We start from the raw sequence: 23,645 nt of genomic DNA, 5'->3' as shown, positions 1-23,645 counted from the left end.
GACTGCAGCCGGACCTGTGCCCAGTTTAGCGTCTGGGCCGTTGTTCTGTCGAAAGCAGCCCACGGGCCCTCTCGACGTCGAGTTTCATCTGCTCGATCAGGGCCTCGGGCCCGGTGTAGGCGATCTGGCCGCGCAGCCGCTCGACGAATTCCACGATGATCGCCTGTCCGTAGAGGTCGAAGTCCTGGACGCGCTCGGGCGGGCGGTTGATCACGTGCGCCTCGACCTGCCGGTCCACTCCGTCGAAGGTGGGATTGGACCCGACGGAGATCGCAGCCGGCCACCGGGTGCCCGCCTCGTCGACGAGCCAGCCGGCGTAGATGCCGTCCGCGGGGATGAAGCCCTGGGAGGAGGCTGCCAGGTTCGCCGTGGGGTACCCCAGTTCCCGCCCGCGGGCTGCCCCGTGGACCACCTCTCCGCGCATGCGGTGGGGGCGGCCGAGGATCCTCGCGGCGGTTCCGACCTCTCCGGCTTCGAGTGCTTCCCGCACCCAGGTCGAGGAGCACCGCCTGTCTCCGTCCTCGTCCGTCACGTCCAGGGGGTAGCTCGCACCGAAGTCGTCGATGGCGATGACCTCGAAGCCGAGCTTCCGGCCGAGGTCGCGCATGGTGTCGAGGTCACCGCTGTTGCCCCTGCCGAACCGGACGTCGTGGCCGATCACCACGGCCCGGGCCTTCAGGGCCCGGACGAAGACGCGCTCGACGAACTCCTCCGGCGAGTGCGCGGCGAGGTCGAGGGTGTACCGCATCATGAGCAGGGCATCGATGCCTGTCTCGGCGAGGGTCTCCACGCGGTCGTCGAGCCCCATGATCAGCTCCGGCGCCGACTCCGGCCGGTGGACCTGCGCCGGGTGCGGGTCGAAGGACACGACGACGGCGGCCGCGGCGCGCTCCCTCGCCGCCTCGACGACCTGCTGCAGGACGCGCTGGTGGCCGCGGTGCACGCCGTCGAAGTTGCCGAGCGTCAGGACGGAGGGCCCGAAATCCTTGGGCACACTGTCCAGATCTCTCCAGTAGAACACGCATCTCCTTCGCGATTCGGCCGATTCCCGCGGCCTCGGGTGTCCGGCGGGACGCCGCTCCCCATTATGGCCGACGCGAACACCGCGGGCGGCATCGGACCTCCGTGCCCGCCGGGGACCGGAGGCCCGTTGCGCGAGGGGATCCGCTAGTCGCGCTGGGCGAATTCCCGGCGCAGGTCGCTCGTCTTGGCGATGTACTTGTGCCAGACGAGCAGGGCAGGCGGGAAGGCGAGCTCGACGACCATGAGGACGATCATCACGTAGTGGGGGGTTCCGGAGAACGCCCAGGACAGAACCCGCCCGATGCCGCCCACGAACACCATGAGGCAGACGAGCCAGAGCATGTTCGCCCACTGGAACTTGACCGCGATCGTGATGAAGGCCGCACCGACGCCGACCATCATGGCCGAGAAGAACCGGAACTGGCTCTCCAGCGTGGGGTTGGCGGGGCTGGCTTCCGTCTCGGGCAGTCCCGCCGTGCCGAGGATCAGGTAGTAGGCACCGAACGCGGCGATGACGACCCCCACCAGGACGACGACGGTGCGGAACACGTTCCAGTCCCCGCCGGAGGCGGACTTGCCGGGCTTCCTGCCCTTGCCGCCTGCGGGAGCGGCCTTGCCGCGCTGCGGCGGTTCCGTCGGGGCGACCCGGTCGCGGTCTCCGGAGGGCACACTCGAGGGGATCGGCCCTGCGCCGCCAGCGCTGCGGGCATCGGACGACGGAGACCGTCCGGCTCCCGATCCGGTGGATTCGTCGTGCTCGGGGCTGTTGCTGGTCATGTCGCTCCCTGGAGGCAGGCTGGATCGGTGCTCTAGCGCCATACTCTCACGGCCGCAGGCACCCGGACCTATTTCCGGCGGCGCTGTCCCGGCCTGTTCCTGCGCAGCCAGACCAGCCCCAGGATCGGAAGGACCAGGGGGACGAACCCGTAGCCACGACCGAAGGCGGACCATACGGTCTCGCTCGGGAAGGCCTGCGGATCCAGGATGCTGAGGAGGCCCACCGCGACCACTCCGACGAGCTCGGTGGTGACGGCGACGACGGAGACGGCGTAGGCGCGCGTCCCGGCCCGTGCGAGGGACACCGTCGCCACGATGTAGACCACCGCGGCCACCGCCGAGAGGAGGTACGCGAGCGGTGCCTCGGAGAACTTCGTCGCGATCTGGAAACCGGCGCGCGCGGTCGCGGCCAGCGCGAAGACTCCGTAGACGGCGATCAGCAGGCGGCCCGGGCCCCGGGCGCGGCTCGTGTCCCCCGCACCCGCGGCGCTCTCCGCGCCCGATGCACCGACGCGCCCCGCGGGCGATCCCTCGTTCCGTCGACCGCTCACAGCCCGGCCACCCCATCCCAGATCTGCTCCATGCGGAAGAGCATGACGAAGACCGTCAGCCCGGCCGCGGCCAGTACGAAATTGCTCCAGCGCGTCCTCTCGAGGATGGACCACCAGAAGGTGCCCACGGGCACCAGGAGAGCTGTCAGGAGGTATCCCCAGAACTCCCAGGCCTCCCCCAGCACGGGCTCCCCCGTGAGCTGGCGGATTCCTGCAGCCACCGTGTACGCCAGGAGGAAGAGCTCGACGGCCGCGACGGAGAGGATGGTGATGTCGTTCGGCGGCTGGCGCACGAGGGCGGCGCCGATGCAGAGGACGGCGGAGACCGCGCAGACGAGCGACCCCACGAGGAAGAAGGGATCCACCGCTACTCCCTCCCGCCGGGCGCGAACACCAGCACGGTGCGGGCGGCTCCCCCGCGGTTCTCGAGCAGCGCCACGAGGGTCCCGTCCGGGGCGAAGGCGGCGACCTGGACGTCGGGCTCGTCGTTGGGCCCGATCTTCCGGCCGTGCGAGACGTCGGCGGCCTCCGCCTCGGACAGTTCCCGCACGGGGAACAGCGCCCGTCCGGCATCGTCCAGCGGAAGCACGTCCAGCTCCGCGGCGAGCTGCTCGAGGGTACGGGCCTGCCCGATGGAGTAGGGCCCCACCTGGGTCCGGCGGAGCGCGGTCAGGTGGCCTCCCACGCCGAGGGCTTCCCCGAGGTCGCGGGCGAGGGCCCGGATGTAGGTGCCCGAACTGCATTCGACCGTCACATCCACGTCCTGCAGCCGTCCGTTGCTGACCCGGCGGATCCCGTGGACGTCGAAGCGGTGCACGGTGACGGGACGTGCGGGGAGGTCCACCTCCCCGCCGGCACGGACCCGGGCGTAGGACCTCTCGCCCTTGACCTTGATGGCGCTGACGCTGCTGGGCACCTGCTGGATCTCACCCGTCAGCCGGGCGACCGCCGTGCGGATGTCCTCCTCGGTCACGGCCGCGGCGATGCTCCCGCCCGTGACCTCGCCCTCGGCGTCGTCCGTGAGGGTCGACTGTCCGAGCCGGATGGTGGCGGTGTAGGTCTTCGAGGTGCCCACGATGAAGGTCAGCAGGCGCGTCGCGCGGTTGATGCCGATCACCAGGACGCCGGTGGCCATGGGGTCGAGGGTTCCGGCGTGGCCCACCTTGCGGGTCCCCGCCAGGCGGCGCAGGCGCCCCACGACGTCATGACTGGTCCAGCCCTGAGGCTTGTCCACGATAATCAGCCCTGAGTGGACCTGCCCGGAATTCACGCCTCCCAGTATAGGGTCGCTGCTGCGCGCTCCCGGGCGCCCGCCCGCCGCGCGATACGATCCTGCGTATGCCTTCCGCTCCAGCCCACGTGGTGAATGTCCCGGTCAACCAGATCCGCGAGATCACGCAGGCGGCATGGGCCACGCCCGATTCCATCGTCCTCAGCATCGGCGAGCCCGCGTTCCCCGTCGCACGGCACGTGCTCGAGGCGGCCATGGCGGCCCTCGACCGGGACGACACCAACTACACGCCCAATGCGGGCATCGCCCCGCTTCGGGCCGCGTTCGCCCAGCGGTTCGCGTCCCTGTCCGGGGTCGACGACGACCCCTCCCGCGTCTTCGTGGTCGCGGGCGCCCAGCAGGGACTGCACCTGGCGCTCAGCACGCTGATCGCGGCCGGGGACGAGGTGCTCATCCCCGACCCGGGGTATCCGACGTTCACCATGACCGTGGGGCTGCTCGGCGGCGTCCCCGTGTCCTACCCCCTGGTGCCGCAGCACGGCTTCCAGCCCCTCATCGAGGACCTGCGGCGGCTCGTGACCGGACGCACGAAAGTGCTCATGCTCAACTCGCCGTCGAACCCCCTCGGCTCGGTCTTCGACACCGACCTCACGCGTGAGCTCGTCCGGTTCGCCCATGAGAACGACCTGTGGATCATCTCCGACGAGTGCTACGAGGCCTTCACCTACGACGTGCCCCATGTCAGCCCCGCACGCTTCGACGCCGGTGGGCCCGAGGCCGTCCCGGAGGCCGTCGAGGCCCGCGTCCTCACCTCCCTCACGCTGTCCAAGACGTACGGACTGACGGGTCTCCGCATCGGCGCACTCGTCACGCCGCCCGGGATGGAGACGCTCCTCAGCAACGTCATGGAGGCCACCGTGTCCTGCGTCTCGGGCCCCTCGCAGTACGCCGGGGTCGCCGCCCTGACCGGTCCGCAGGACTATGTCCGGACCGCCCTCGACCACTACCGTGCCAACCGGGACGCGGCCACGGCGGTGCTGGACGAACGCGGGATCCGCTACCTCGACGCCCGCGGCGCCTTCTACCTGTGGGCCGACCTCTCCCACGCCACCGGCGGGGACGTCCGGGCGTGGACCAGGGCGTTCCTCGCGGAGCAGGGAGTCGCGCTCGCGCCGGGCACCGCCTTCGGGTCGATGGGTGAGGGCTGGGTGCGGATCGCCCTCTGCGGCAGGAGGGACGAGCTCGTCGAGGGGCTGTCCCGGCTCCCCACTCCCCGCGCCTGAGCGCCACCTGGGGAAACGACAGAAGGCAGCCGACCCGCAGGTCGGCTGCCTTTCTGGTGCGTGCCCCGGAACGGGAGCCGGAGCTAGCTGTACTGGGCCATCAAGTTGGTGACACTCGGGTGATGGGTGTGGTTCCGATGCCGGTGTGGATGCGTTCAGTGTTGTAGTGCTGGAGCCAGGGTGCAAGGGCGGCTTGGCGTTGAGCGCTGCTGGTGAAGACCTGTCGGTAGGCCCATTCGGTTTGGAGTGTGCGGTTGAAGCGTTCGGCTTTGCCGTTGGTCCAGGGGCAGTGGGGTTTGATGAAGCGTTGAACGGCTCCGAGGTCCGCCACGGCCCGGGCGAATGCGGCGGAGTTGCGGTAGGCGAAGGCGTTGTCGGTGATGACGCGTTCGATACGGGTGATGCCTTGTTCGGCGAAGTAGGTGCCGGCGCGGACGAGGAATCCCGCGGCGGTTACGCCTTTTTCGTCGGGGAGGACTTCGGCGTACCCGACCCGGGTGTGATCATCGATGGCGACGTGGACGTAGTCGTAGCCGATGCCGCGGCCTCTGACCTGCTCGGAACGTCCGTGCGCCCGCCAGCCACCGCCGGCCGGTATCCGTCCGAGTTTCTTGACGTCCAGGTGGACCAGCTCGCCAGGGGTGGTGCGCTCGTACCGGTTCGAGCTCGCCCGCGACGCACGGATTGGGGTCCCGGTGAGCGGATCGCAGTCCGCCAAACGTGGCACCTGATGGCGGTGCAGGATCCGGGTCACGGTCCGTGCCGGGACACCTGTGACTGCCGCGATCCGCAACGGCCCGAAGCGCAGAGCCTGCCGGGCCTGCAGGACTTCCTGTTCCCGATCGGCGCTGGTACGCCTGGGCGATGATCGTGGTCGGCTCGAACGGTCCCGCAGCCCCGCGGTTCCTTCGGCCCGGTACCGGCCGACCCACCGGTACGCGGTCTGCCGGGACACGCCCAACTCAGCAGCGATATGGGCGACCGGGCGACCTGCAGCCATCCGATCAACAATCAACTGTCTTCCATGCACCGTCAGACGAGCATTAACGTGGGACACGAGGACCTCCGGTCGCGAAGTGTGGGAACTAGACAGCTCCACTAAGCCCGGAGGTCCTCCCTCATATCAAGCCCCAAGCGTCAACAACGTCCCAGCCCAGTACAGCTAGCGCCCGGCCTCGTCCTCGTCGGAGGTGCGGTAGGGATCGGCGTCCCCCGCGAAGTCCGCGCCCTGGGCGATCGCTGCCACCTCGGCGTCGCGCTCGCGGGCCTTCTGCAGCAGCTCCTCGAGGTGGCTGGCGTTGACCGGCACCTCGTCGGGGACGAATTCGAGCGTCGGCGTCAGGCGGGCGGTGATGTTCCTGCCGACCTCGGCGCGCAGGACGCCGCGGGCGGACTCGAGCGCCATCCGCGTGGCCTGCTGCTCCTCCGGGTCGCCCAGCACCGTGTAGTACAGCGTCGCGTGCTGCAGGTCGTTGGTGACGCGGGCGTCGGTGATGGTCACGGCTTCCAGCCGGGGATCCTTCACACGGCGCCGGAGCGCCTCCGCGACGATGACTTTGATGCGCTGCGCGAGCCGCGCGGCGCGGGCCGGATCTGCCATTGCTGATACTCCTAGGGAAGCGGATGAGGGTGGGGAACCCGACGTGCGGGCTCCGGCTGTACGACAGCACAGGCGCCCGGGAGAACCAGGGCGCCTGTGCTGACCTACCTCCTAGACGCGGGGCTTCTCCCGCATCTCGAAGGTCTCGATGGTGTCGCCTTCCTTGACGTCGTTGAACGAGCCGAGGCCGATACCGCACTCGAAGTCCGTGCGGACTTCGGTGGCGTCGTCCTTGAACCGCTTGAGCGAGTCCACGGAGAGGTTGTCCCCGATGACCTTGCCGTCACGGAGGACGCGCGCCCTCGTGTTGCGTCGGATGATGCCCGAGCGGACGATCGAACCGGCGATGTTGCCGAACTTCGAGGAGCGGAACACCTCGCGGACCTCTGCGGTTCCGAGCTGCACCTCCTCGTACTCCGGCTTGAGCATGCCCTTGAGGGCGAGCTCGATATCGTCGATGGCGGCGTAGATGACCGAGTAGAAGCGCATGTCCACGCCTTCACGCTCGGCAAGGTCCGCGACGCGCTCCGCCGGCTTGACGTTGAAGCCGATGATGATCGCGTTGTCGACGGTCGCCAGGTTGACGTCGTTCTGGGTGATCGCACCGACGCCGCGGTGGATGACGCGCAGCTGCACGCCCTCTCCGACGTCGATCTTGAGCAGCGAGTCCTCCAGGGCCTCGACGGCACCCGACACGTCACCCTTGAGGATGAGGTTGAGGGTGTCGACCTTGCCCTCAGCGACGGCCTGGTCGAAGTCCTCGAGGCTGATGCGCTTGCGGCGCTTGGCGAGGGCCGCGTTGCGGTCCGCGGCTTCGCGCTTCTCGGCGATCTGGCGGGCGGTGCGCTCGTCGTCGGTGACGAAGAACGTGTCACCTGCGCGGGGCACGTTGGACAGACCCAGGACCTGGACCGGACGCGACGGCTCCGCCTTCGTGACGATGTCGCCGTTCTCGTCGAACATGGCACGCACACGGCCGTGCGCCGTACCGGCGACGATCGTGTCACCCACGTTCAGCGTTCCGGACTGGACGAGCACCGTTGCGACGGCACCGCGTCCGCGGTCGAGGTTCGCTTCGATCGCGATACCGCGGGCGTCCTTGTTCGGGTTGGCCCGCATGTCGAGGGCCGCGTCCGCGGTGAGCAGGACGGCCTCGAGGAGGTCGTCGATGCCGACGCCCTGGAGAGCGGAGACGTGCACGAACATCGTGTCGCCGCCGTACTCCTCGGGCACCAGGCCGTACTCGGTGAGCTGGCCCTTGACCTTGTCCGGGTTCGCGCCTTCCTTGTCCATCTTGTTGACGGCCACGACGATCGGCACGTTGGCCGCCTGGGCGTGGTTCAGCGCCTCGACGGTCTGGGGCATGACGCCGTCGTCGGCCGCGACGACCAGCACCGCGATGTCCGTGACCTTCGCACCACGGGCACGCATGGCGGTGAACGCCTCGTGGCCCGGGGTGTCGATGAAGGTGATGGCACGCGTGCTGTCCTCGTGGACGTGCTGGATCTGGTAGGCACCGATGTGCTGGGTGATACCGCCGTGCTCGCCCTCGACGACCTTGGTGTTACGGATCGCATCGAGCAGTCGCGTCTTACCGTGGTCGACGTGGCCCATGACCGTGACGACCGGCGGACGCACCTCGAGCTCCTCGTCGCCCTCGGCTGCCAGCTCGGCGTCGAAGTCGATGTCGAAGCTGCTGAGGAGCTCGCGCTCCTCGTCCTCGGGTGAGACGACCTGGATCTTGTAGCCGAGCTCCGTGCCGAGCACCTCGAAGGTGTCCTCGTCCAGCGACTGCGTCGCCGTGGCCATCTCACCGAGGTGGAACAGAACGGTGACCAGTGCGGCGGGGTTCGCCTCGATCTTGTCGGCGAAGTCCGTGATGGACGAGCCGCGGCGCAGGCGCACGATGGTGTTGCCGTCTCCGCGGGGTACGCTCACGCCACCCAGCGAAGGAGCCGACATCTGCTCCAGTTCCTGCCGCTTCGCCCGCTTCGACTTGCGCTGCTTGCCACGGCCGGCTCCACCCTTGCCGAAGGCACCGGCAGTGCCGCCGCGTCCGCGACCGCCCTTGCCGAAGCCGCCGCCGGCGGGTGCACCGCTGGGGCTGGCAGGTGCTCCACCGGGACCGCGGCGCGGACCGGCTCCTGCACCTGGGGCACCGCGGCCGGGGGCAGCGGGACGTTCGGTGCGGTTGGGCATCATGCCCGGGGTAGGACGTGAGCCGGGGGCTCCGGCCGGACGGGGAGCGCCGGGACGCGGCGCGCCCGGGCGGGGTCCACCGGCGCCGGCTGCGGGACGGGGTCCACCTGCACCGGCTGCGGGACGGGGTCCACCCGGACCCGCGGCGGGACGCTGCTGGGCATCGTCACGACGACCGGGCCGGGGCATGCCCTGCGAGGGTGCGAACGGGTTGTTACCCGGACGCGGCGGACGCTCCGACGCGCCGCGGTCTGCACCACGGTCGGTCTCACCACGGCGGGAGCCCATGCCCTGCGAGGGTGCGAACGGGTTGTTGCCCGGACGTGGCGCTCCACCGGGACGGGCGCCCGAAGGACGGGTGGTACCCGCGGCAGGAGCAGCGGGCGGGGTGGCCGGACGCGGAGCCGGACGGGCGCCCGGCGTCGAGCCCTGCGTGCCCTGCTCGGGTGCGGGGGTGCTCTGTGCAGCCGGGGCAGGAGTGTCCTGCGCGGCGGGGGTTTCCGCGGGAGCGGAACCGTTCGAGAACGGTGATGCCTGTGGGGCAGCCGGAGCGGCCGGAGCAGCCGGGGCGGCAGGGGCGGGTGCTGCGGGAGCGGCGGGGGCGGGTGCCTCCGGCGCGGCCTGGGCAGCGCCCGGCTTCGGGCCCGACGGCGCGGGGGCCGCGGGGCGTGAGGGGGCAGGGGCTGCGGCGGGCTTGGTGCCGCCGGCGGGGAATGCGCCGCGAAGTTTCTTCACGACCGGGGCCTCGATGGTGGATGAGGCTGAACGGACGAACTCGCCCAGTTCCTGCAGTTTCGCAACTGCGTCTTTCGAGGTTATACCGAGCTCTTTCGCAAGCTCATGTACGCGGACCTTGGCCACATTTCTCCTGTCTCGGTCCGCACCGAGTCAGGCACGAACCGTCTATTTCCTACTGCTGATCCCAGCCGCTAGGGCGCCTGGTAGACCGAATGCAGAGCGCAACGGATTGATCATCGTTGCGCACTCATCGCTGGGTTCTCATCGGGTTTCCATGAGGGTACTGACCCGCTTTCCGGGAGGACGGTGGTGAATCGGAGCGTTCATCTCGACGCTCCAGGTGTGCCTGGAAGTCCGCTGCCAACTGAGCAGTGTCCACCGGTCGGCGGAAGGCCCTGTGAAAGGCTTTCCGCTTGACGGCCGTTTCCATGCATGCCGGGTCGGGGTGCAGCCAAGCACCCCGTCCGGATAGCCGGCGCCGCTCATCGATGACGGCGACATCCTGCCCGTCGATCGGTCGTGCGACAACCCGCATCACGTGTGACTGGCGGTCCCGCCGGCGGCATCCCACGCAGGTGCGTATCGGATGGGTGTCCTCCGGCTGGTGCCCGGACTCTTCTCGGTGAGCAGTATCTTCTCGGTGAGCAGAGTCTTCCGGGCGCGACCCGACATCAGTCGTATCCATTCTACCCCTTCCGGCCCCGCCGGCAGACCGGCCGGCCTAGGCCTTCGCGGCGGAGGCGGGCTTCGCCGCGTCGGACACGATGTCGATTCGCCAGCCGGTGAGCTTCGCGGCGAGGCGGGCGTTCTGGCCTTCCTTGCCGATCGCGAGGGACAGCTGGTAGTCCGGCACGACGACGCGTGCGGACCTCGTGGCCTCGTCCGTGATCGTCACCGAGGTGACGCGCGACGGCGACAGCGAGCTCGCGATGAAGGACGCGGCGTCGTCGTTGTAGTCGACGATGTCGATCTTCTCGTCGTTCAGTTCGTTCATGACGGCGCGGACGCGCGTGCCCATCTCCCCGATGCAGGCACCCTTGGCGTTCACGCCCGGGACGTTGGCCTTCACGGCGATCTTGGTGCGGTGCCCCGCCTCGCGGGCCAGGGCCACGATCTCGACCGTCTTGTCCGCGATCTCCGGGACCTCGAGTTCGAAGAGCTTCCGGACGAGGCCTGGGTGCGAGCGGGACAGGGTGATGGAGGGGCCCTTCATGCCGCGGTGCACGTCGACGACGAACGCCCGCAGCCGGGTGCCGTGCAGGTACTTCTCCCCCGGCACCTGCTCCGGCGGCGGCAGCACGGCCTCCACCGATCCCAGGTTGACCTGGATCATGTGCGGATTGGTGCCCTGCTGGATCATGCCGGCGACGAGTTCGCCTTCCTTGCCCCGGAATTCGCCGAGGATGTTGTCGTCCTCGGCGTCGCGCAGCCGCTGGAGGATGACCTGGCGCGCGGTGCTCGCGGCGATGCGGCCGAATCCGCTGGGGGTGTCGTCGAATTCGCCGACGGTCTCGCCGTCGTCGTCCTTCTCCGTCGCCCAGATGGTGACGTGGCCGTTGCGCCGGTCGAGCTCGGCGCGGGCGGTCTCGTGGGCGCCGGGTGTGCGGTGGTACGCGATGAGCAGTGCCTGCTCGATCGTGGGCACCAGCTTGTCCAGCGGGATCTCGCGCTCGTGCTCGAGGAGCCTCAGCGCGCTCATATCAATGTCCATGTAGGTCTCCTTACGCGGGGTGCACGGCGCCGGAGATGTCCGGATCGGCCCCATCGCTGTTCTCGTGGTGTTCGTCCTCAAGATGCGCGAATTCGACCTGGACGGTCCCCTTGCGGATCTTGGAAAACTCGAGGGCGAGCGGATCGCCCTGCTTCGGCTTCATGCCCTTCTTGACGGGCAGGTGCGGGATCAGCCGGATTCCCGTGGCGGTGACGTCCTGCAGGCGGCCGACGACGACGTCGCCGGTCACCGGCTTGACCTCGACCACGCGTCCCACGCTGCGGCGCCAGTGCCGCGGTTCGGTGAGGGGACGGGACACCCCGGGTGAGGAGATCTCGAGGTTGTACGGGCGGTCGTCATCCTGGGGGTCGCTGTCCATCGCGGCCGAGAGGTCCGTCGAGATCGCCGAGATCACATCGAGTCCCACGCTTCCCGAGGCGTCCTCGGGGAGGTCCACGACGACGTGGACCGTGCGGTGGGAGCCGGCGACCTTGATGTCGACGTCCTCGAGGTAGAGGTTGTGCTGTTCCACTACGGGCTGCAGCCTGGTCCGCAGGCGCTGGGCTTCGGCCTGCAGCTCGGCCTCCAGGGCCGATTTGCGGGTCGGAGCATGTTTTTCGTTCCCGGACCGGACCGCCATGGCTGCCTCCCACTCGATGATGTTGTCCTCCAAGAGTACCGACATTCCGCGGTGCCGGGTGTAGGACCGGGTGAAACGCAACCCACCGTGGCATCATCGGGAACTGTGAACATGCGGGCGGAGACGGGCGGGCAGCGGGTGCGTGGAAGCCGCGTCGCCGGACGCGTCCTGCGCTGGTCCGCGGGGCTCATCGGGCTGTTCGCCGTCGTCCTGCTCATGGCGGGAATCGTCGTCGGGATCGGGCTCCGGTCCGCCGAACCGCCGGCCCCCGTCTACTCGGCCGGCGAACAGGCCCAGCTCGACGCCGAGGGACGGTACCGCGCACTGGCCGCCGACGCACGGGCCGCGGCGGCACTCCAGCCGGCCCTCGAGGCGGCCCTCGGGGAGAGGCTGGCAGCGGTCGCGGCCGACCTGGACGCGCAGGCGGACGCCGTCTCCCTGCCGCGCTCCCCCGCCCCGGCACCGGAGGGGACGGATGCCGGCGGCGCGTCGGCCGGTTCCACGTCCGCCGGTTCCACGTCGGCCGGCACGCCCATCGACCCGGTCCCGGCGACGGGAGCGTCCTCGAGCGCCGAGGTGCCGGTGGACGGACCGCGCCTCCTGTCGATGCTCCGGGACAGCGCCCTGCGCAGCCTGCGGGACGCCGTCGACGCCGAACCCGGTCCCGCACGTGTGCTGGCCTCCGCAGGAGCCAACCAGTGGCGGCAGGCGGTGCTCATCGGACAGGCGCTCGGGACCGAGCCCGGCCTCCCTGCTGCCGACACTCTGTCCGCCGCGGACCTCACAGCCGACGAAGCCGGGCTGGTCGCTCCCACCGGTCCTACCTCGTCCACCGGTCCTGCCCCGTCAGGAGGCCCCGCCGGCGTCCCCGCTCCTACTTCGTCAGCCGACCCTGCCGGCGCTAACGACCCTGCCGACGCGCCCGCTCCTAATTCGTCAGGAGACCCTCCCGGCGCACTCACACCCGCCTCGTCAGCCGACGCCGCCAGTCCGGACGACTGCGCCGGGACCCCCCTCGGCACCGAGGCCGACCGGCAGGCCCTGCAGAACGCGAAAAGGGCCGAAGACGAGGCCCGCTACGGCTACGAGGTCGCCGCTGCACTGGTGCCCGACCCCGCAGCTGCGCTCGCACGGTCAGCTGTCCATCAGGCGGCAGCCGACGCCGCCGCCCGGCGCCTCGCGGAGCTCTGCGTCCCCGTGGCGCCTGCGCCTGCGGGCTTCGCGATCGCCCCGGCCTTCCGCGCCGATCCGGAGGCAGCCCTCCGGGAGCTCGAACAGGACCACGCCGAGCTGTACGCCGGCCTCGTGTCCGCTGTCGGCCCGGACGTCCGCGCGTGGGCCGTCGCCTCCTACAACGCGGCCGTCCAACGCAGTCTCGAGGCCGGAACGCCGCTCGACGCCTTCCCCGGTCTGGCGACGGAATCCGGGGCCGGATCCGCCGGGGATTCCGCCAGCGCAACGAGGCCGGGGGCGACTTCGGCTCCCGAGGACGCGCCGGCACCCGAGGGCACTCCGGCACCGGCAGGGCCGAACGGTGGCTAGCGACCAGGACCGCACCCCGGGCGGTCTTCCGGACCTGCCACCCCGGCTCCTGCAGAGCGCGCGGAGCATCGACGGCGGTGCCCGATGGACCCGGGAATGGCGGGAATTGCTGGCCGGGAGGCTCGACGCCTGGAACCTGGTCCTCGACCTGCGGCACGGACAGCCCGTGTGGGCGGGCCGATGCGCCGTCGTCGTACCCGTCGTCCGACGGGACGGCAATGACCCGGCGGAGGCCGTCCTCAAACTCACGATCCCGCACGACGAGGCCGTGCCGGAACCCGATGCGCTGGAACTCTGGGACGGGACAGGGGCGGTGCGCCTGCTCGCGGCGTCGCGCCCCGACTTCGCACTGCTGCTCGACCGGCTCGACGGCGACCACTCCCTGATGGACGTCCCGCTCGACGAGACGCCCGAACCGTGGGGCCGTGTCCTGCGCCGGCTGTCGATACCGGCCGGCGACAGCGCCCCCTGGGCCGCGTTCCCGCACCTCGCGTCCGACGCCGAGCGGTGGACGGACACCCTTCCCGCACGGTGGCACGAACTCGGCGAACCGTTCCCGCGGTGGCTCATGGAGTCTGCGCTCGAGGTGTGCCAGTCGCGCGGCATCGTGGGGCGACGGTCGGAGCGCGACGTCCTCGTGCACTCCGACCTGCACTACGGGAACCTCCTGCCGTCCTCGCGGGGACAGCTGCGGGAGTTCACCGCGATCGACCCGAAGCCGGTGCTCGGCGACGCCGAGTACGCCCTGGCGCCGATGCTGTGGAACCGCCTGTCCGAGCTCGACGCCGCGGACCCGGCAGGTCACCTTCGTGCCCACTCCACGGCCCTGGCGGCGGCCGCCGGTCTCGATGCCGGCCTCGGCCGGGGCTGGACCGTCGTCCGCGAGGTGCGCAACGCGCTGTCCTACCTCGCCCATGGTCGGCCGGGCGACGCGCAGCGGTCCCTGTGGGTGGCGAGTTCGGTGCTCGGGCGGACGCTGGACGGACTGCCGCCGGTCGGCGAGCTGCCGGTCCTCTAACGCTGCAGCGCCCGCCGGCTGCTACTGGCGCGGGCTGCTACCGGGCCCCGGCCAGGAACGGGCGCACGTTCTCCACCCAGACGTCGGACCCGAGCTTGAGGATGAGGGCCCCCACCACGGCGAGGAACACGATACGGATGAACCTGCTGCCCTGGCTGATCGCCATGCGGGACCCTGTATAGCCACCGGCCATGTTCGCGACACCGAGCAGGAGCCCCAGCCCCCACAGGATGGAGCCGTTCGGGAGGAAGAACATCAGGGCACCGAAGTTCGTCGCCATGTTCACGATCTTCGCCTTCGCGCTGGCACCGAGGAAGTTGTAGCCGAGCAGCGTGACCATCGCGATGATGAGGAAAGAGCCCGTACCAGGCCCGATCAGGCCGTCGTAGAACCCGATGACGAGCCCGATCGCACCGGCCGTCCCGTAGTGCCGCGCTCCCTGGTGCCGCAACTGCGTGAGAGTCCCGACCGACGGCTTCAGCGCGGTGAACACCGCGACGGCGATCAGCGCCACCACGATGACCGGCTTGAACACCGACGACGGAAGGGACGCCGCGAGAACCGCCCCACCGAAACTGCCGAGGAGGGCGATCCCCGCCATCGGCAGCGCCGTCTTCAGGTCCGGGTGGGCCCGCCGGTAGTAGGTGACGGCGCTCGTCGTCGTTCCGAAGATGGACCCGAGCTTGTTGGTGGCCAGGGCCTCGACGGGCGCGATGCCGGGTACCAGCAGCAACGCCGGCAGCTGCAGCAGGCCCCCTCCACCGACGACGGCATCCACCCACCCGGCGGCGAACCCCGCGACGAGCACCAGCAGGATCGTCGCGAGGTGCAGTTCCTCGAGTCCCGAGCCCACCGCGGACTAGGAGGCGGCGAGTCCGCGCAGCAGCGCGGCAGCCTCGGCGACGGGGACGTTCTGCGCCTCACCCGTCCTGCGGTCCTTGACCTCGAGGACCCCGTCGGCCAGCCCACGCCCGACGACGACGATGGTCGGCACGCCGATGAGCTCCGCGTCGCCGAACTTCACGCCCGGGGACACCTTGGGCCGGTCGTCGTACAGGACGGCGAGGCCTGCCGCCTCCAGCTCTGCGGCGAGCTTCTCTGCGGCCTCGAACACCTCCGCACCCTTGCCGGTCGCGACGATGTGGACGTCGGCGGGAGCGACGTTGCGGGGCCAGACGATGCCGCGGTCGTCGTGGTTGGACTCGGCGAGGGCGGCGATGGCGCGCGTGACCCCGACACCGTACGAGCCCATGGTGACCGTGGCGAGCTTGCCGTTCCGGTCGAGGACCTTCAGCCCGAGCGCGTCCGCGTACTTGCGGCCGAGCTGGAAGATGTGGCCCATCTCGATGCCACGGGCAGCGATCAGCGGACCCGATCCGTCGGGTGCCTCGTCGCCCTCGCGCACCTCGACGGCCTCGATGACGCCGTCCCAGGTGAAGTCGCGGCCCGCGATGAGCCCGAAGACGTGCCTGCCGTGCTCGTTGGCACCCGTGATCCACGACGTGCCGGGAACCACGCGGGGGTCCACGAGGTACCGGAGGCCAGTGGACGCCTCGGCGCCGATGACGGCGGAATCCAGTGCGATTCCCGGGCCGATGTACCCCTTGACGAGGCCCGGGTGCTTCTTCAGGTCCTCCTCGTTGGCTGCCTCCACGGCGACCTCGCCGCCCGTCTCGAGGTGGCCGGCGATGTTCGCCTCGATGCGCTTGAGGTCCACGGTGCGGTCGCCCGGCACACCGACGACGACGATCTCGCGCTCGCCGGTGGGCAGCACGGCGGCCAGCACGACGTTCTTGAGGGTGTCGGCCGCGGTCCAGGCACGGTCGTCCCGGGGCACCGCCGCATTGGCGTGGTCCACGAGGGTGCCGATGGTGGGGGTGTCGGGGGTGTCGCGCACCTCCGCTGCGGGTGCCTCGGCGTAGTCGATCGGGTCGGGAACGACCGTGGTAACGGCCTCGACGTTGGCGGTGTAGCCGCCGGCCGACCGGACAAAGGTGTCCTCGCCGATGGGCGTCGGGTGCAGGAACTCCTCGCTCTTCGACCCGCCCATGGCCCCGGCGGTCGCCGTCACGGGAACGACGTCGAGGTCGAGGCGCTCGAAGATGCGGAGGTACGCGGCGCGGTGCAGCTGGTAGCTCGCCTCCAGGCCCTCGTCGTCGATGTCGAACGAGTAGGAGTCCTTCATGATGAACTCGCGTCCGCGGAGCAGCCCCGCACGGGGGCGGGCCTCGTCCCGGTACTTGGTCTGGATCTGGAACAGGCTCACGGGGAGGTCCTTGTACGAGGTGTACAGGTCCTTCACGAGCAGGGTGAACATCTCCTCGTGCGTCGGCGCCAGGAGGTAGTCCGCGCCCTTGCGGTCCTGCAGGCGGAAGATGCCGTCGCCGTACTCGGTCCAGCGGTTGGTCGCCTCGTAGGGCTCCTTGGGCAGCAGCGCCGGGAAGTGGACTTCCTGTGCGCCGATGGCTTCCATCTCCTCGCGGACGATGGCCTCGACCCGGGCGAGGACCTTCAGCCCCAGCGGCAGCCAGCTGTAGATACCCGGCGCCGCGCGCCGGATGTAGCCCGCGCGCACCAGGAGGCGGTGGCTCGCGACTTCGGCGTCGGCTGGATCTTCACGCAGGGTGCGCAGGAAAAGGGTCGAGAGTCGTAAGACCACGCGGGTGTCCGTTCATATCGGTACTGCCATTCACCTTCCCGCCGTCCGGCGGGAAACAACAGGTACCAATCTAGCGGGTTCCGTCCGCCGGACCGCCGCGGGCCACCGCGCCCGCGACCCCTCCTCAGAAGAGGATGGTCGCGAACGTGTCCACCTGCTCGAAGCCCACGCGCCGATAGGCCGCGAGGGCCCGGGCGTTGTAGGAGTTCACGTAGAGGCTCACGGTCGGGGCCAGCGAGCGGGCGGCGACGACGACGCCGGCCATGTAGGCGGCGCTCAGTCCCCTGCCCCGATGGTCGGGGTTCATCCAGACGCCCTGCACCTGCACGGCCTGGGACGACACCGTGCCCAGTTCGGCCTTGAAGACCACCTCGCCGTCGTCGCCGAAGGCGGCGAGCGAGTGCTTGCGGCTGATGAGGGACGCGACGCGGCGCCGGTAGTGGTCCGACCCGCCGATGAACGGCGAGTAGCCCACCTCCTCCTCGAACATCGCAGCGCAGGCGGGCAGGAGCCGGTCGAGTTCGTCGGGCCGCGTGAACCGGAGGTCGGGCGCGGGGGCGAGCAGCGGGTCCGTGTCGATGGCCATGAGCGGCTGCGTGGGGCGCACGTCGAACGGCTCGGCGCTGTAGTCCTCGAGCGTCGACCACAGGTCCATGACGCCCTCGGAGAGCCCGAAGATCGACGAGAAGGTCCGGCCCGACCGGCCGAGGTGGTCGCCGAAGATGGCCCCGGTCTCGTCCGTCACACCGATCGGCACGAGGTTCACTCCCGCCCAGCAGGCGGCACGCAGCTCGTTGTGCCGGAACATGCCGATGATCTCCCCGCCGGAGAACGACGGCGCAGCCGTGCCCATGGACTCGAGGTGGGAGGCTACGAACACGTTGGCCACCGGATCGGCGGCGACGATCGCCCAGAGGTCCCTCGTGTCCTCCTCGCCGAGGACCCGGAAGGACCAGGGCCCTTCGGGATCGGGCTGGGGCCTAGCTAACGGTAACCATGGGGCCACCCTGGCCAGCAGTTTCGCCATCAGCCTCACCCATTTCCTCTGCGAGCCGCATCGCTTCCTCGATGAGTGTCTCAACGATCTGGTCCTCGGGGACAGTCTTGATGACCTGGCCCCGAACGAAGATCTGCCCCTTGCCGTTGCCGGATGCGACACCCAGGTCGGCTTCGCGGGCCTCGCCCGGCCCGTTGACGACGCAGCCCATGACGGCCACGCGCAGCGGGACCTCCATGCCCTCGAGGCCGGCGGTGACCTCCTCGGCGAGCGTGTAGACGTCCACCTGGGCCCTGCCGCAGGACGGGCAGGACACGATCTCGAGCTTGCGGGGACGCAGGTTGAGCGACTGCAGGATCTGGTTGCCCACCTTGATCTCCTCGACCGGCGGGGCCGAGAGCGAGACGCGGATGGTGTCGCCGATGCCCTTGGACAGGAGCGCCCCGAAGGCGGTCGCGGACTTGATCGTGCCCTGGAAGGCCGGTCCGGCCTCGGTCACGCCGAGGTGCAGGGGCCAGTCACCGCGCTCGGCAAGCAGCTCGTAGGCCCGGACCATGATCACGGGGTCGTTGTGCTTCACGGAGATCTTGAAGTCGTGGAAGTCGTGCTCCTCGAAGAGGGACGCCTCCCAGACGGCGGACTCGACGAGGGCCTCGGGCGTGGCCTTCCCGTACTTCTCCATGAGGCGCGGGTCCAGCGAACCGGCGTTGACGCCGATGCGGATGGAGGTGCCCGCGGCCTTTGCGGCTGCAGCGATCTCCTTGACCTGGTCGTCGAACTTCCGGATGTTGCCGGGGTTGACGCGCACGGCCGCGCAGCCGGCGTCGATCGCGGCGAACACGTACTTCGGCTGGAAGTGGATGTCGGCGATCACGGGGATCTGGGACTTCTTCGCGATGATCGGGAGCGCGGCGGCGTCGTCCGCGGACGGGCAGGCCACACGGACGATGTCGCAGCCGGTGGCGGTCAGTTCCGCGATCTGCTGGAGCGTCGCGTTGATGTCCGTGGTGGGGGTGGTGGTCATCGACTGGATGCTGATCGGGGAATCCGATCCCACGCCCACCGATCCGACCTTGATCTGACGGGTCTTGCGCCGGGGGGCGAGGACGGGCGGCGGTGCTGCTGGCATTCCTAGGTTGACCGAGGTCAAAACATCCTCCATGCTGGCGGCCTTGACCGCACGTCTGACGAGATTCTTGATTTCATTATCCACCCGCCCCAACGACCGACGGCCTTGTGGCGATCCAGGTCACACGAGGTCGCGGAACGCTCCGACGACAGGATTCCACCCGATGGTCTTGACGGCCGCGATGGCTCCGGCGACGGCGAACGGGTCCTGGCTCACGAGCTGGTTGAGATCCGCCTCGGTCTCGGCGGAGAAGACCAGGAGGGCACCCGTGCCATCGGTGAAGGGGCCGGAGGTCAGGACGCGGCCCTGCTCCACGAGCCCCTGCAGCCATGCCCTGTGGGCCGGCCGGTGCTCGTCGCGGAGGTCGTTGTGGTCGGGGCTGTATACGTACTCGACGGCGAAGATACTCATGGGCTTCACCCTACGGGACCTGTAGCAGGTAGACCTTGATGATCGTCGCCACGCCTGCCGCCCAGAGCATCGAGGCCAGCGTGCCGATAATGAACCGCTCGGAAGCCGCGGGGGTCTCCTTGAGTTCGGCGTAGCGCCCCAGCGCCTTGACCGCGACGACGTACGCGATGGCGACCGGCTGCCCGCCCAGGATGGCGACGGTCACCGCGAGCCGCTCGAGCACGCCGATGACCAGCCCTCCGCGGAGCACGCCCGGCGGCAGGGCGTCGACCGGTGCCTGGGGCGGATCGGCGGGTGGAGCGGGGAGGTCGAACTGGGGCTGGTCCGCCGGCTCGGGCGGTTCCTCGCGGCGCCGTTCCGCGGTGTCCACCGACCGGGCCAGGCGCAGCACGAGCATGGTCACGGGTGAGCCGATGCCGCCCGCCACGAGCAGCGCCACCGCGATCCATAGTGCGTCCACCGAGCCTCCTTCGTCCTTCCTCCATGTCTACCCCACAGCACCCCCAACGGTGCTGCTCCCCCGTTTGCGGTCAGGGCGGGCCGCCGAAACGACACATATGACCGCGAAGAGACCCCTCGGGTGGTCTTTTATGTCGTGTCGACGGGCGGGGAAGGGGGGCGGGACGACGACGGCGGCTGGGCGAAAGCTTCAAGGCGAGTTACGTAACGGCAGGCGAGCCGTCGAAACGACAGACATGACCACGATGAGACCTCTCGGGTGGTCTTTTGTGTCGTCTCGGCGGACGCGGGACGACGGGCGCGGGACGACCGTGTGTCCTCCCACCAGCGCGACACAGCTAGGCGCTCGGCTCCTCGGCCGCGCCGTCGACCCAGGCCAGGAGGCGGGCGGCTGCGGGCCGGACGGCGTGCTCCTCGTGCCAGGCGGCGCGGGCCGCGGCCTTGCTCACTGCCTGCGGGCTGATGCCGAGCGTCCGTGCCACGGCCGTCTGCGTGCCTCGCTCGCCGGGCTGGAGGAGGTCGAGGATGCGCCACTCGGCCTCCGAGCGGCCCATGACGTGCCGGCCGAGCAGCGCGAGCACTCCCTCCGCCTCCCCTGCGCCGCCGGCCCGGCCATCCGGCCCCTCGACGGCGAGGGGCGCGCGGTCCCCCGTCCTCTTGGCGCGGTCGACGGCTTTCCGGGCAGCGACGAAGGCCGACCCACGACCCTCCCGGGGAGAGGCCGGAAAGGGCTGCTCCACTTCTCCGATGCCGATCCCGACGTACCAGCCACCCGCACGCAGGCAGAGCATCGTGGCCTCGACGACGTCGGCCGCGGAGGCCACGACGCCCTGCGCCTCGTCGCCGACGGACCGCTCCCAGGGCAGCACCGTGGGAATGGGATGCAGGAGCTCAAGCAGGTCCGGGACGCGATCCTCCGAGGATCGGCTGCCCGCCTGGTCGATGGTGAGGACGAACACTCGTCAACCGTATGGGGTTGAATTCTGAAATACAACCGATCAGCCGAAGAGGTCGACCGGCTTCACGATGTCGGCGTAGACCAGCAGGACACCCATCCCCATGAGCAGGACCGCCACGGCGTAGGTGAGCGGCAGGAGCTTGGCCATGTCGAAGGGCCCGGGGTCCGGCCTCTTCAGCAGGCGGGCGATCCCGCGACGGAGCCCCTCCCAGAGCGCTCCCGCCACGTGCCCGCCGTCGAGCGGGAGAAGCGGGACCAGGTTGAACACGAACAGGGCAAGGTTCACGCCGGCGACGAGTCCGACGAGCGTCGCCGCGCGGGAGGCCACGGGGATCTCCTCCATCGCGGAGATCTCCCCCGCGATCCTGCCGACGCCCACCACACTGATGGGACCCTCCGGATCGCGCGGCGCATCCGAGAACGCTGCCTGGCCCACCTCGACTACGCGTTGCGGGAGGTTCAGGACCACTCCCGCGACGCGGGTCAGCGAGTCACCGACGGCCGGGAGGACCGCGCTCGCCGGCTGCGGCACCAGTTCCTGCGTCGACCCGACGCCGATAAAACCGACCTCCTGGGTCACCGCGTTTCCCTCGTCGTCGACCTCGACGGCGCCGTCGGCCGTCGTGACCGGCCGCTCCGTCAGCAGGGGCGTGATGGTGGAGTCGACGGTCTCGCCGTCGCGCACGTAGGTGATGCCGACCTCGCGGCCCGCTGCGTCACGGATCCAGCCGGAGAACTCGTCCCAGTTCGTGACCTCCCTGCCGTCGAAGGCGACGACCCGGTCCCCCGGCTCGAGGCCCGCCTCGAAGGCGGGGGCGGCGGGATCGTCCGGGGCGCAGTCGGTCTGGCCGGTGGCCGCCTGCTGGCTTGCCGGCACCACGCACCGGTAGACCTCCGACACCGTCGTTGTCGCCTGGGCGGTGCCGAAACCCATGATGAGCACGGCGAACAGGACCGTCCCGATCAGGAGGTTCATCAGTGGCCCGCCGAGCATGATGACGATCCGCTTCCAGATGGGCAGCTTGTAGAAGACACGGTTCTCGTCGCCGGGCTGCAGCTGTTCGGCGGCGGCCTGCCGGGCGTCGTTGGTGAGCTGCTGGAAGACACCGGTGCTGGACTGCCGTACCGCGCCGGCCGCCGTCGTCGCGGGAGGGAACATGCCCACCATCGAGACGTAGCCGCCGGCAGGGATCGCCTTCAGGCCGTACTCGGTCTCCCCGCGTCGCCGGGACCAGATTGTGGGACCGAAACCCACCATGTACTGCGTGACGCGGACCCGGAACAGCTTCGCGGGTACCAGGTGCCCCACTTCGTGCAACGCGATCGACGCCGCGATGCCGATCACGACGAAGAGCACGCCGGCGATGAACAAGAGAACAGTCACAGCTTTTCCTTCTGGCCTTCCGAACGGGCTGCCGTGTCCGGCAGCGGCGACCCCAGCGGAGTTTCCTCGAGGCCACAACGGACCCGGGCCCTCGCCCGTGCCCATCGCTCCGCGTCGAGCACCGCAGCCAGGGTCAGCGCTCCACCGGCATCCCCGCTTTCTTCGGCGCGCTGGTCGTCGACGACGGCGGACACGATGTCCACGATGTCAGGGAAACCTATGGCTCCCCTGTGAAAGGCGTCCACGGCCTCCTCGTTCGCGGCGTTGTAGACGGCCATGCGCGTGCCGCCCTCGGCTGCCGCGCGCTTGGCGAGCGAGATCGCCGGGAAGGCCTCCTCGTCCAGCGGCTCGAACGTCCACTCGGCGGGCCGGCTCCAGTCGCAGGCACGCGCCGAACCCGGCACCCGGAACGGCCAGCCGATCCCGAGGGCGATCGGGAGGCGCATATCGGGCGGGGAGGCCTGAGCCAGCGTGGAACCGTCGATGAACTGCACCATCGAGTGGATCACGGACTGCGGGTGGACGACGACGTCGATCCGCTCCAGCGGGATGTCGAAGAGGAGGTGCGCCTCGATCACCTCGAGCGCCTTGTTGACCATGGAGGCGGAGTTCGTGCTGATCACCCGGCCCATGTCCCATGTCGGATGGGCGAGGGCCTGCGCCGGCGTGACGTCCTGCAACTGGGCGCGCGTCCGGCCACGGAACGGGCCACCCGACGCCGTGAGGACCAGGCGGTCCACCTCGTCCGCCGTTCCGCCGCGGAGCGCCTGGGCGATCGCGGAGTGCTCCGAGTCGACGGGGACGAGTTGCCCGGGGGCGGCCGCCGCCCGCACGAGCGCTCCCCCGGCGATCAGCGATTCCTTGTTGGCCAGTGCGAGCAGGTGTCCGGCCGCGAGCGCGGCAAGGGTCGGCTCCAGGCCGATCGAGCCGGTGATGCCGTTCAGAACGACGTCGGCGTCGGGCCAGGCCGCCACCTTCGCTGCGGCGCCGTCGCCCGCGAACAGTTCCGGCGCGTACCCGGTGGCACCGGCCGCGTCGGCGGCCCGCCCGATCGCGCGGTCGAGGTCCGCCTCGGATGCGGAGGCAACCCCCACGGCGGGAGCCCGGACCGCCACGGCCTGGCGGGCCAGAAGCTCCAGGTTCCGCCCGCCGGCGCTGAGTCCGGCGACGCTGAAGCGGTCGGGAGCCGCGGCGATCACCTCGAGTGCCTGGGTCCCGATGGAGCCGGTGGAACCGAGGATGGAGACGCGCCGGTGCTCCCGGGAGGGGTTGCTGAAATCCATGGCCCCAGTATCCCGCAGGTTGTCGGCGTCCATCCTCCCGGCTCCGTCGGGG

23 protein-coding genes are annotated in these 23,645 nt (G+C 70.1%); 3 read left to right on the top strand and 20 right to left on the bottom strand.

Going from position 1 to position 23,645, the window contains the following annotated elements:
- Positions 1–25: 25 nt before the first annotated feature.
- The 5 genes from P5G52_RS17870 to truB form a co-directional block, all read right to left on the bottom strand.
- Positions 26–1,021: a bifunctional riboflavin kinase/FAD synthetase gene (locus tag P5G52_RS17870; RefSeq protein ID WP_301230021.1), complete on the bottom strand. Its 996-nt coding sequence runs from the start codon at positions 1,019–1,021 to the stop codon at positions 26–28.
- A gap of 146 nt (positions 1,022–1,167) precedes the next feature.
- Positions 1,168–1,800 (bottom strand): DUF4345 domain-containing protein, encoded by a 633-nt coding sequence (locus P5G52_RS17865; protein WP_301230019.1) that lies wholly within the window; start codon positions 1,798–1,800, stop codon positions 1,168–1,170.
- A 68-nt stretch (positions 1,801–1,868) separates the two neighbouring features.
- Positions 1,869–2,243 (bottom strand): hypothetical protein, encoded by a 375-nt coding sequence (locus tag P5G52_RS17860; RefSeq protein ID WP_301230223.1) that lies wholly within the window; start codon positions 2,241–2,243, stop codon positions 1,869–1,871.
- A 104-nt stretch (positions 2,244–2,347) separates the two neighbouring features.
- Positions 2,348–2,716 (bottom strand): hypothetical protein, encoded by a 369-nt coding sequence (locus P5G52_RS17855; protein WP_301230017.1) that lies wholly within the window; start codon positions 2,714–2,716, stop codon positions 2,348–2,350.
- Between the two features lie 2 nt (positions 2,717–2,718).
- Complete coding sequence (gene truB / locus P5G52_RS17850; RefSeq protein ID WP_301230015.1) at positions 2,719–3,621, bottom strand: tRNA pseudouridine(55) synthase TruB; 903 nt, start codon at positions 3,619–3,621, stop codon at positions 2,719–2,721.
- Positions 3,622–3,689: 68 nt separating this feature from the next.
- Between truB and P5G52_RS17845 the strand changes: the two genes are divergently transcribed.
- Positions 3,690–4,865 (top strand): pyridoxal phosphate-dependent aminotransferase, encoded by a 1,176-nt coding sequence (locus P5G52_RS17845; RefSeq protein WP_301230013.1) that lies wholly within the window; start codon positions 3,690–3,692, stop codon positions 4,863–4,865.
- A 100-nt stretch (positions 4,866–4,965) separates the two neighbouring features.
- Here the strand turns inward: P5G52_RS17845 and P5G52_RS17840 are convergent, their stop codons facing one another.
- From P5G52_RS17840 to P5G52_RS17815, 6 genes are all read right to left on the bottom strand, one after another.
- Positions 4,966–5,922 (bottom strand): IS481 family transposase, encoded by a 957-nt coding sequence (locus tag P5G52_RS17840; protein ID WP_301230011.1) that lies wholly within the window; start codon positions 5,920–5,922, stop codon positions 4,966–4,968.
- A 105-nt stretch (positions 5,923–6,027) separates the two neighbouring features.
- Positions 6,028–6,465 (bottom strand): 30S ribosome-binding factor RbfA, encoded by a 438-nt coding sequence (gene rbfA / locus P5G52_RS17835; protein WP_087072133.1) that lies wholly within the window; start codon positions 6,463–6,465, stop codon positions 6,028–6,030.
- Positions 6,466–6,576: 111 nt separating this feature from the next.
- Positions 6,577–9,525: a translation initiation factor IF-2 gene (infB, locus tag P5G52_RS17830; RefSeq protein WP_301230008.1), complete on the bottom strand. Its 2,949-nt coding sequence runs from the start codon at positions 9,523–9,525 to the stop codon at positions 6,577–6,579.
- A gap of 124 nt (positions 9,526–9,649) precedes the next feature.
- Complete coding sequence (locus P5G52_RS17825) at positions 9,650–10,087, bottom strand: YlxR family protein (RefSeq protein ID WP_301230006.1); 438 nt, start codon at positions 10,085–10,087, stop codon at positions 9,650–9,652.
- A gap of 36 nt (positions 10,088–10,123) precedes the next feature.
- Entirely contained in the window at positions 10,124–11,113 is a 990-nt protein-coding gene (gene nusA, locus P5G52_RS17820) for a transcription termination factor NusA (protein WP_301230004.1), read from the bottom strand.
- A gap of 10 nt (positions 11,114–11,123) precedes the next feature.
- Positions 11,124–11,798, bottom strand: coding sequence for a ribosome maturation factor RimP (locus tag P5G52_RS17815; RefSeq protein WP_301230002.1), 675 nt, complete (start codon positions 11,796–11,798; stop codon positions 11,124–11,126).
- Positions 11,799–11,840: 42 nt separating this feature from the next.
- Here P5G52_RS17815 and P5G52_RS17810 point away from each other — a divergent pair, with 42 nt between their 5' ends.
- A complete protein-coding gene (locus tag P5G52_RS17810) occupies positions 11,841–13,295 on the top strand; it encodes a DUF4439 domain-containing protein (RefSeq protein ID WP_301230000.1) in 1,455 nt (484 codons plus the stop codon).
- Positions 13,288–14,313, top strand: a complete 1,026-nt coding sequence (locus P5G52_RS17805) for an aminoglycoside phosphotransferase family protein (RefSeq protein ID WP_301229998.1) — start codon at positions 13,288–13,290, stop codon at positions 14,311–14,313. Before P5G52_RS17810 ends, P5G52_RS17805 begins: the two co-directional genes overlap by 8 nt.
- 37 nt (positions 14,314–14,350) lie before the next feature.
- Here the strand turns inward: P5G52_RS17805 and P5G52_RS17800 are convergent, their stop codons facing one another.
- From P5G52_RS17800 to dxr, 9 genes are all read right to left on the bottom strand, one after another.
- Positions 14,351–15,166 carry a sulfite exporter TauE/SafE family protein gene (locus tag P5G52_RS17800; protein WP_301229996.1) on the bottom strand — a complete coding sequence of 272 codons (816 nt, stop codon included), beginning with the start codon at positions 15,164–15,166 and terminating at the stop codon, positions 14,351–14,353.
- Positions 15,167–15,172: 6 nt separating this feature from the next.
- Positions 15,173–16,972, bottom strand: coding sequence for a proline--tRNA ligase (locus P5G52_RS17795; RefSeq protein WP_301229994.1), 1,800 nt, complete (start codon positions 16,970–16,972; stop codon positions 15,173–15,175).
- 124 nt (positions 16,973–17,096) lie between these two features.
- A complete protein-coding gene (locus P5G52_RS17790; protein ID WP_301229992.1) occupies positions 17,097–17,999 on the bottom strand; it encodes a GNAT family N-acetyltransferase in 903 nt (300 codons plus the stop codon).
- Entirely contained in the window at positions 17,953–19,119 is a 1,167-nt protein-coding gene (ispG, locus tag P5G52_RS17785) for a flavodoxin-dependent (E)-4-hydroxy-3-methylbut-2-enyl-diphosphate synthase (RefSeq protein WP_087072205.1), read from the bottom strand. The genes P5G52_RS17790 and ispG overlap by 47 nt, the downstream gene beginning before the upstream one ends.
- Before the next feature lie 99 nt (positions 19,120–19,218).
- Positions 19,219–19,509: a YciI family protein gene (locus P5G52_RS17780; RefSeq protein WP_301229990.1), complete on the bottom strand. Its 291-nt coding sequence runs from the start codon at positions 19,507–19,509 to the stop codon at positions 19,219–19,221.
- A gap of 10 nt (positions 19,510–19,519) precedes the next feature.
- Complete coding sequence (locus P5G52_RS17775) at positions 19,520–19,969, bottom strand: hypothetical protein (RefSeq protein WP_301229988.1); 450 nt, start codon at positions 19,967–19,969, stop codon at positions 19,520–19,522.
- A 337-nt stretch (positions 19,970–20,306) separates the two neighbouring features.
- Positions 20,307–20,927 (bottom strand): MarR family transcriptional regulator, encoded by a 621-nt coding sequence (locus tag P5G52_RS17770; protein ID WP_301229986.1) that lies wholly within the window; start codon positions 20,925–20,927, stop codon positions 20,307–20,309.
- Between the two features lie 39 nt (positions 20,928–20,966).
- Positions 20,967–22,310, bottom strand: coding sequence for a M50 family metallopeptidase (locus P5G52_RS17765; RefSeq protein WP_301229984.1), 1,344 nt, complete (start codon positions 22,308–22,310; stop codon positions 20,967–20,969).
- The gene (gene dxr, locus P5G52_RS17760) at positions 22,307–23,593 is read right to left on the bottom strand and encodes a 1-deoxy-D-xylulose-5-phosphate reductoisomerase (RefSeq protein WP_301229982.1); all 1,287 of its coding nucleotides are present in this window, start codon (positions 23,591–23,593) and stop codon (positions 22,307–22,309) included. Before dxr ends, P5G52_RS17765 begins: the two co-directional genes overlap by 4 nt.
- Positions 23,594–23,645 lie beyond the last annotated feature (52 nt).

It is taken from the genome of Arthrobacter burdickii (genome assembly GCF_030433645.1).
Classification (GTDB): domain Bacteria; phylum Actinomycetota; class Actinomycetes; order Actinomycetales; family Micrococcaceae; genus Arthrobacter_D; species Arthrobacter_D burdickii.
The sequence above is the reverse complement of the archived record's forward strand: the minus strand, read 5'-3'. Positions and strand labels throughout refer to the sequence as shown.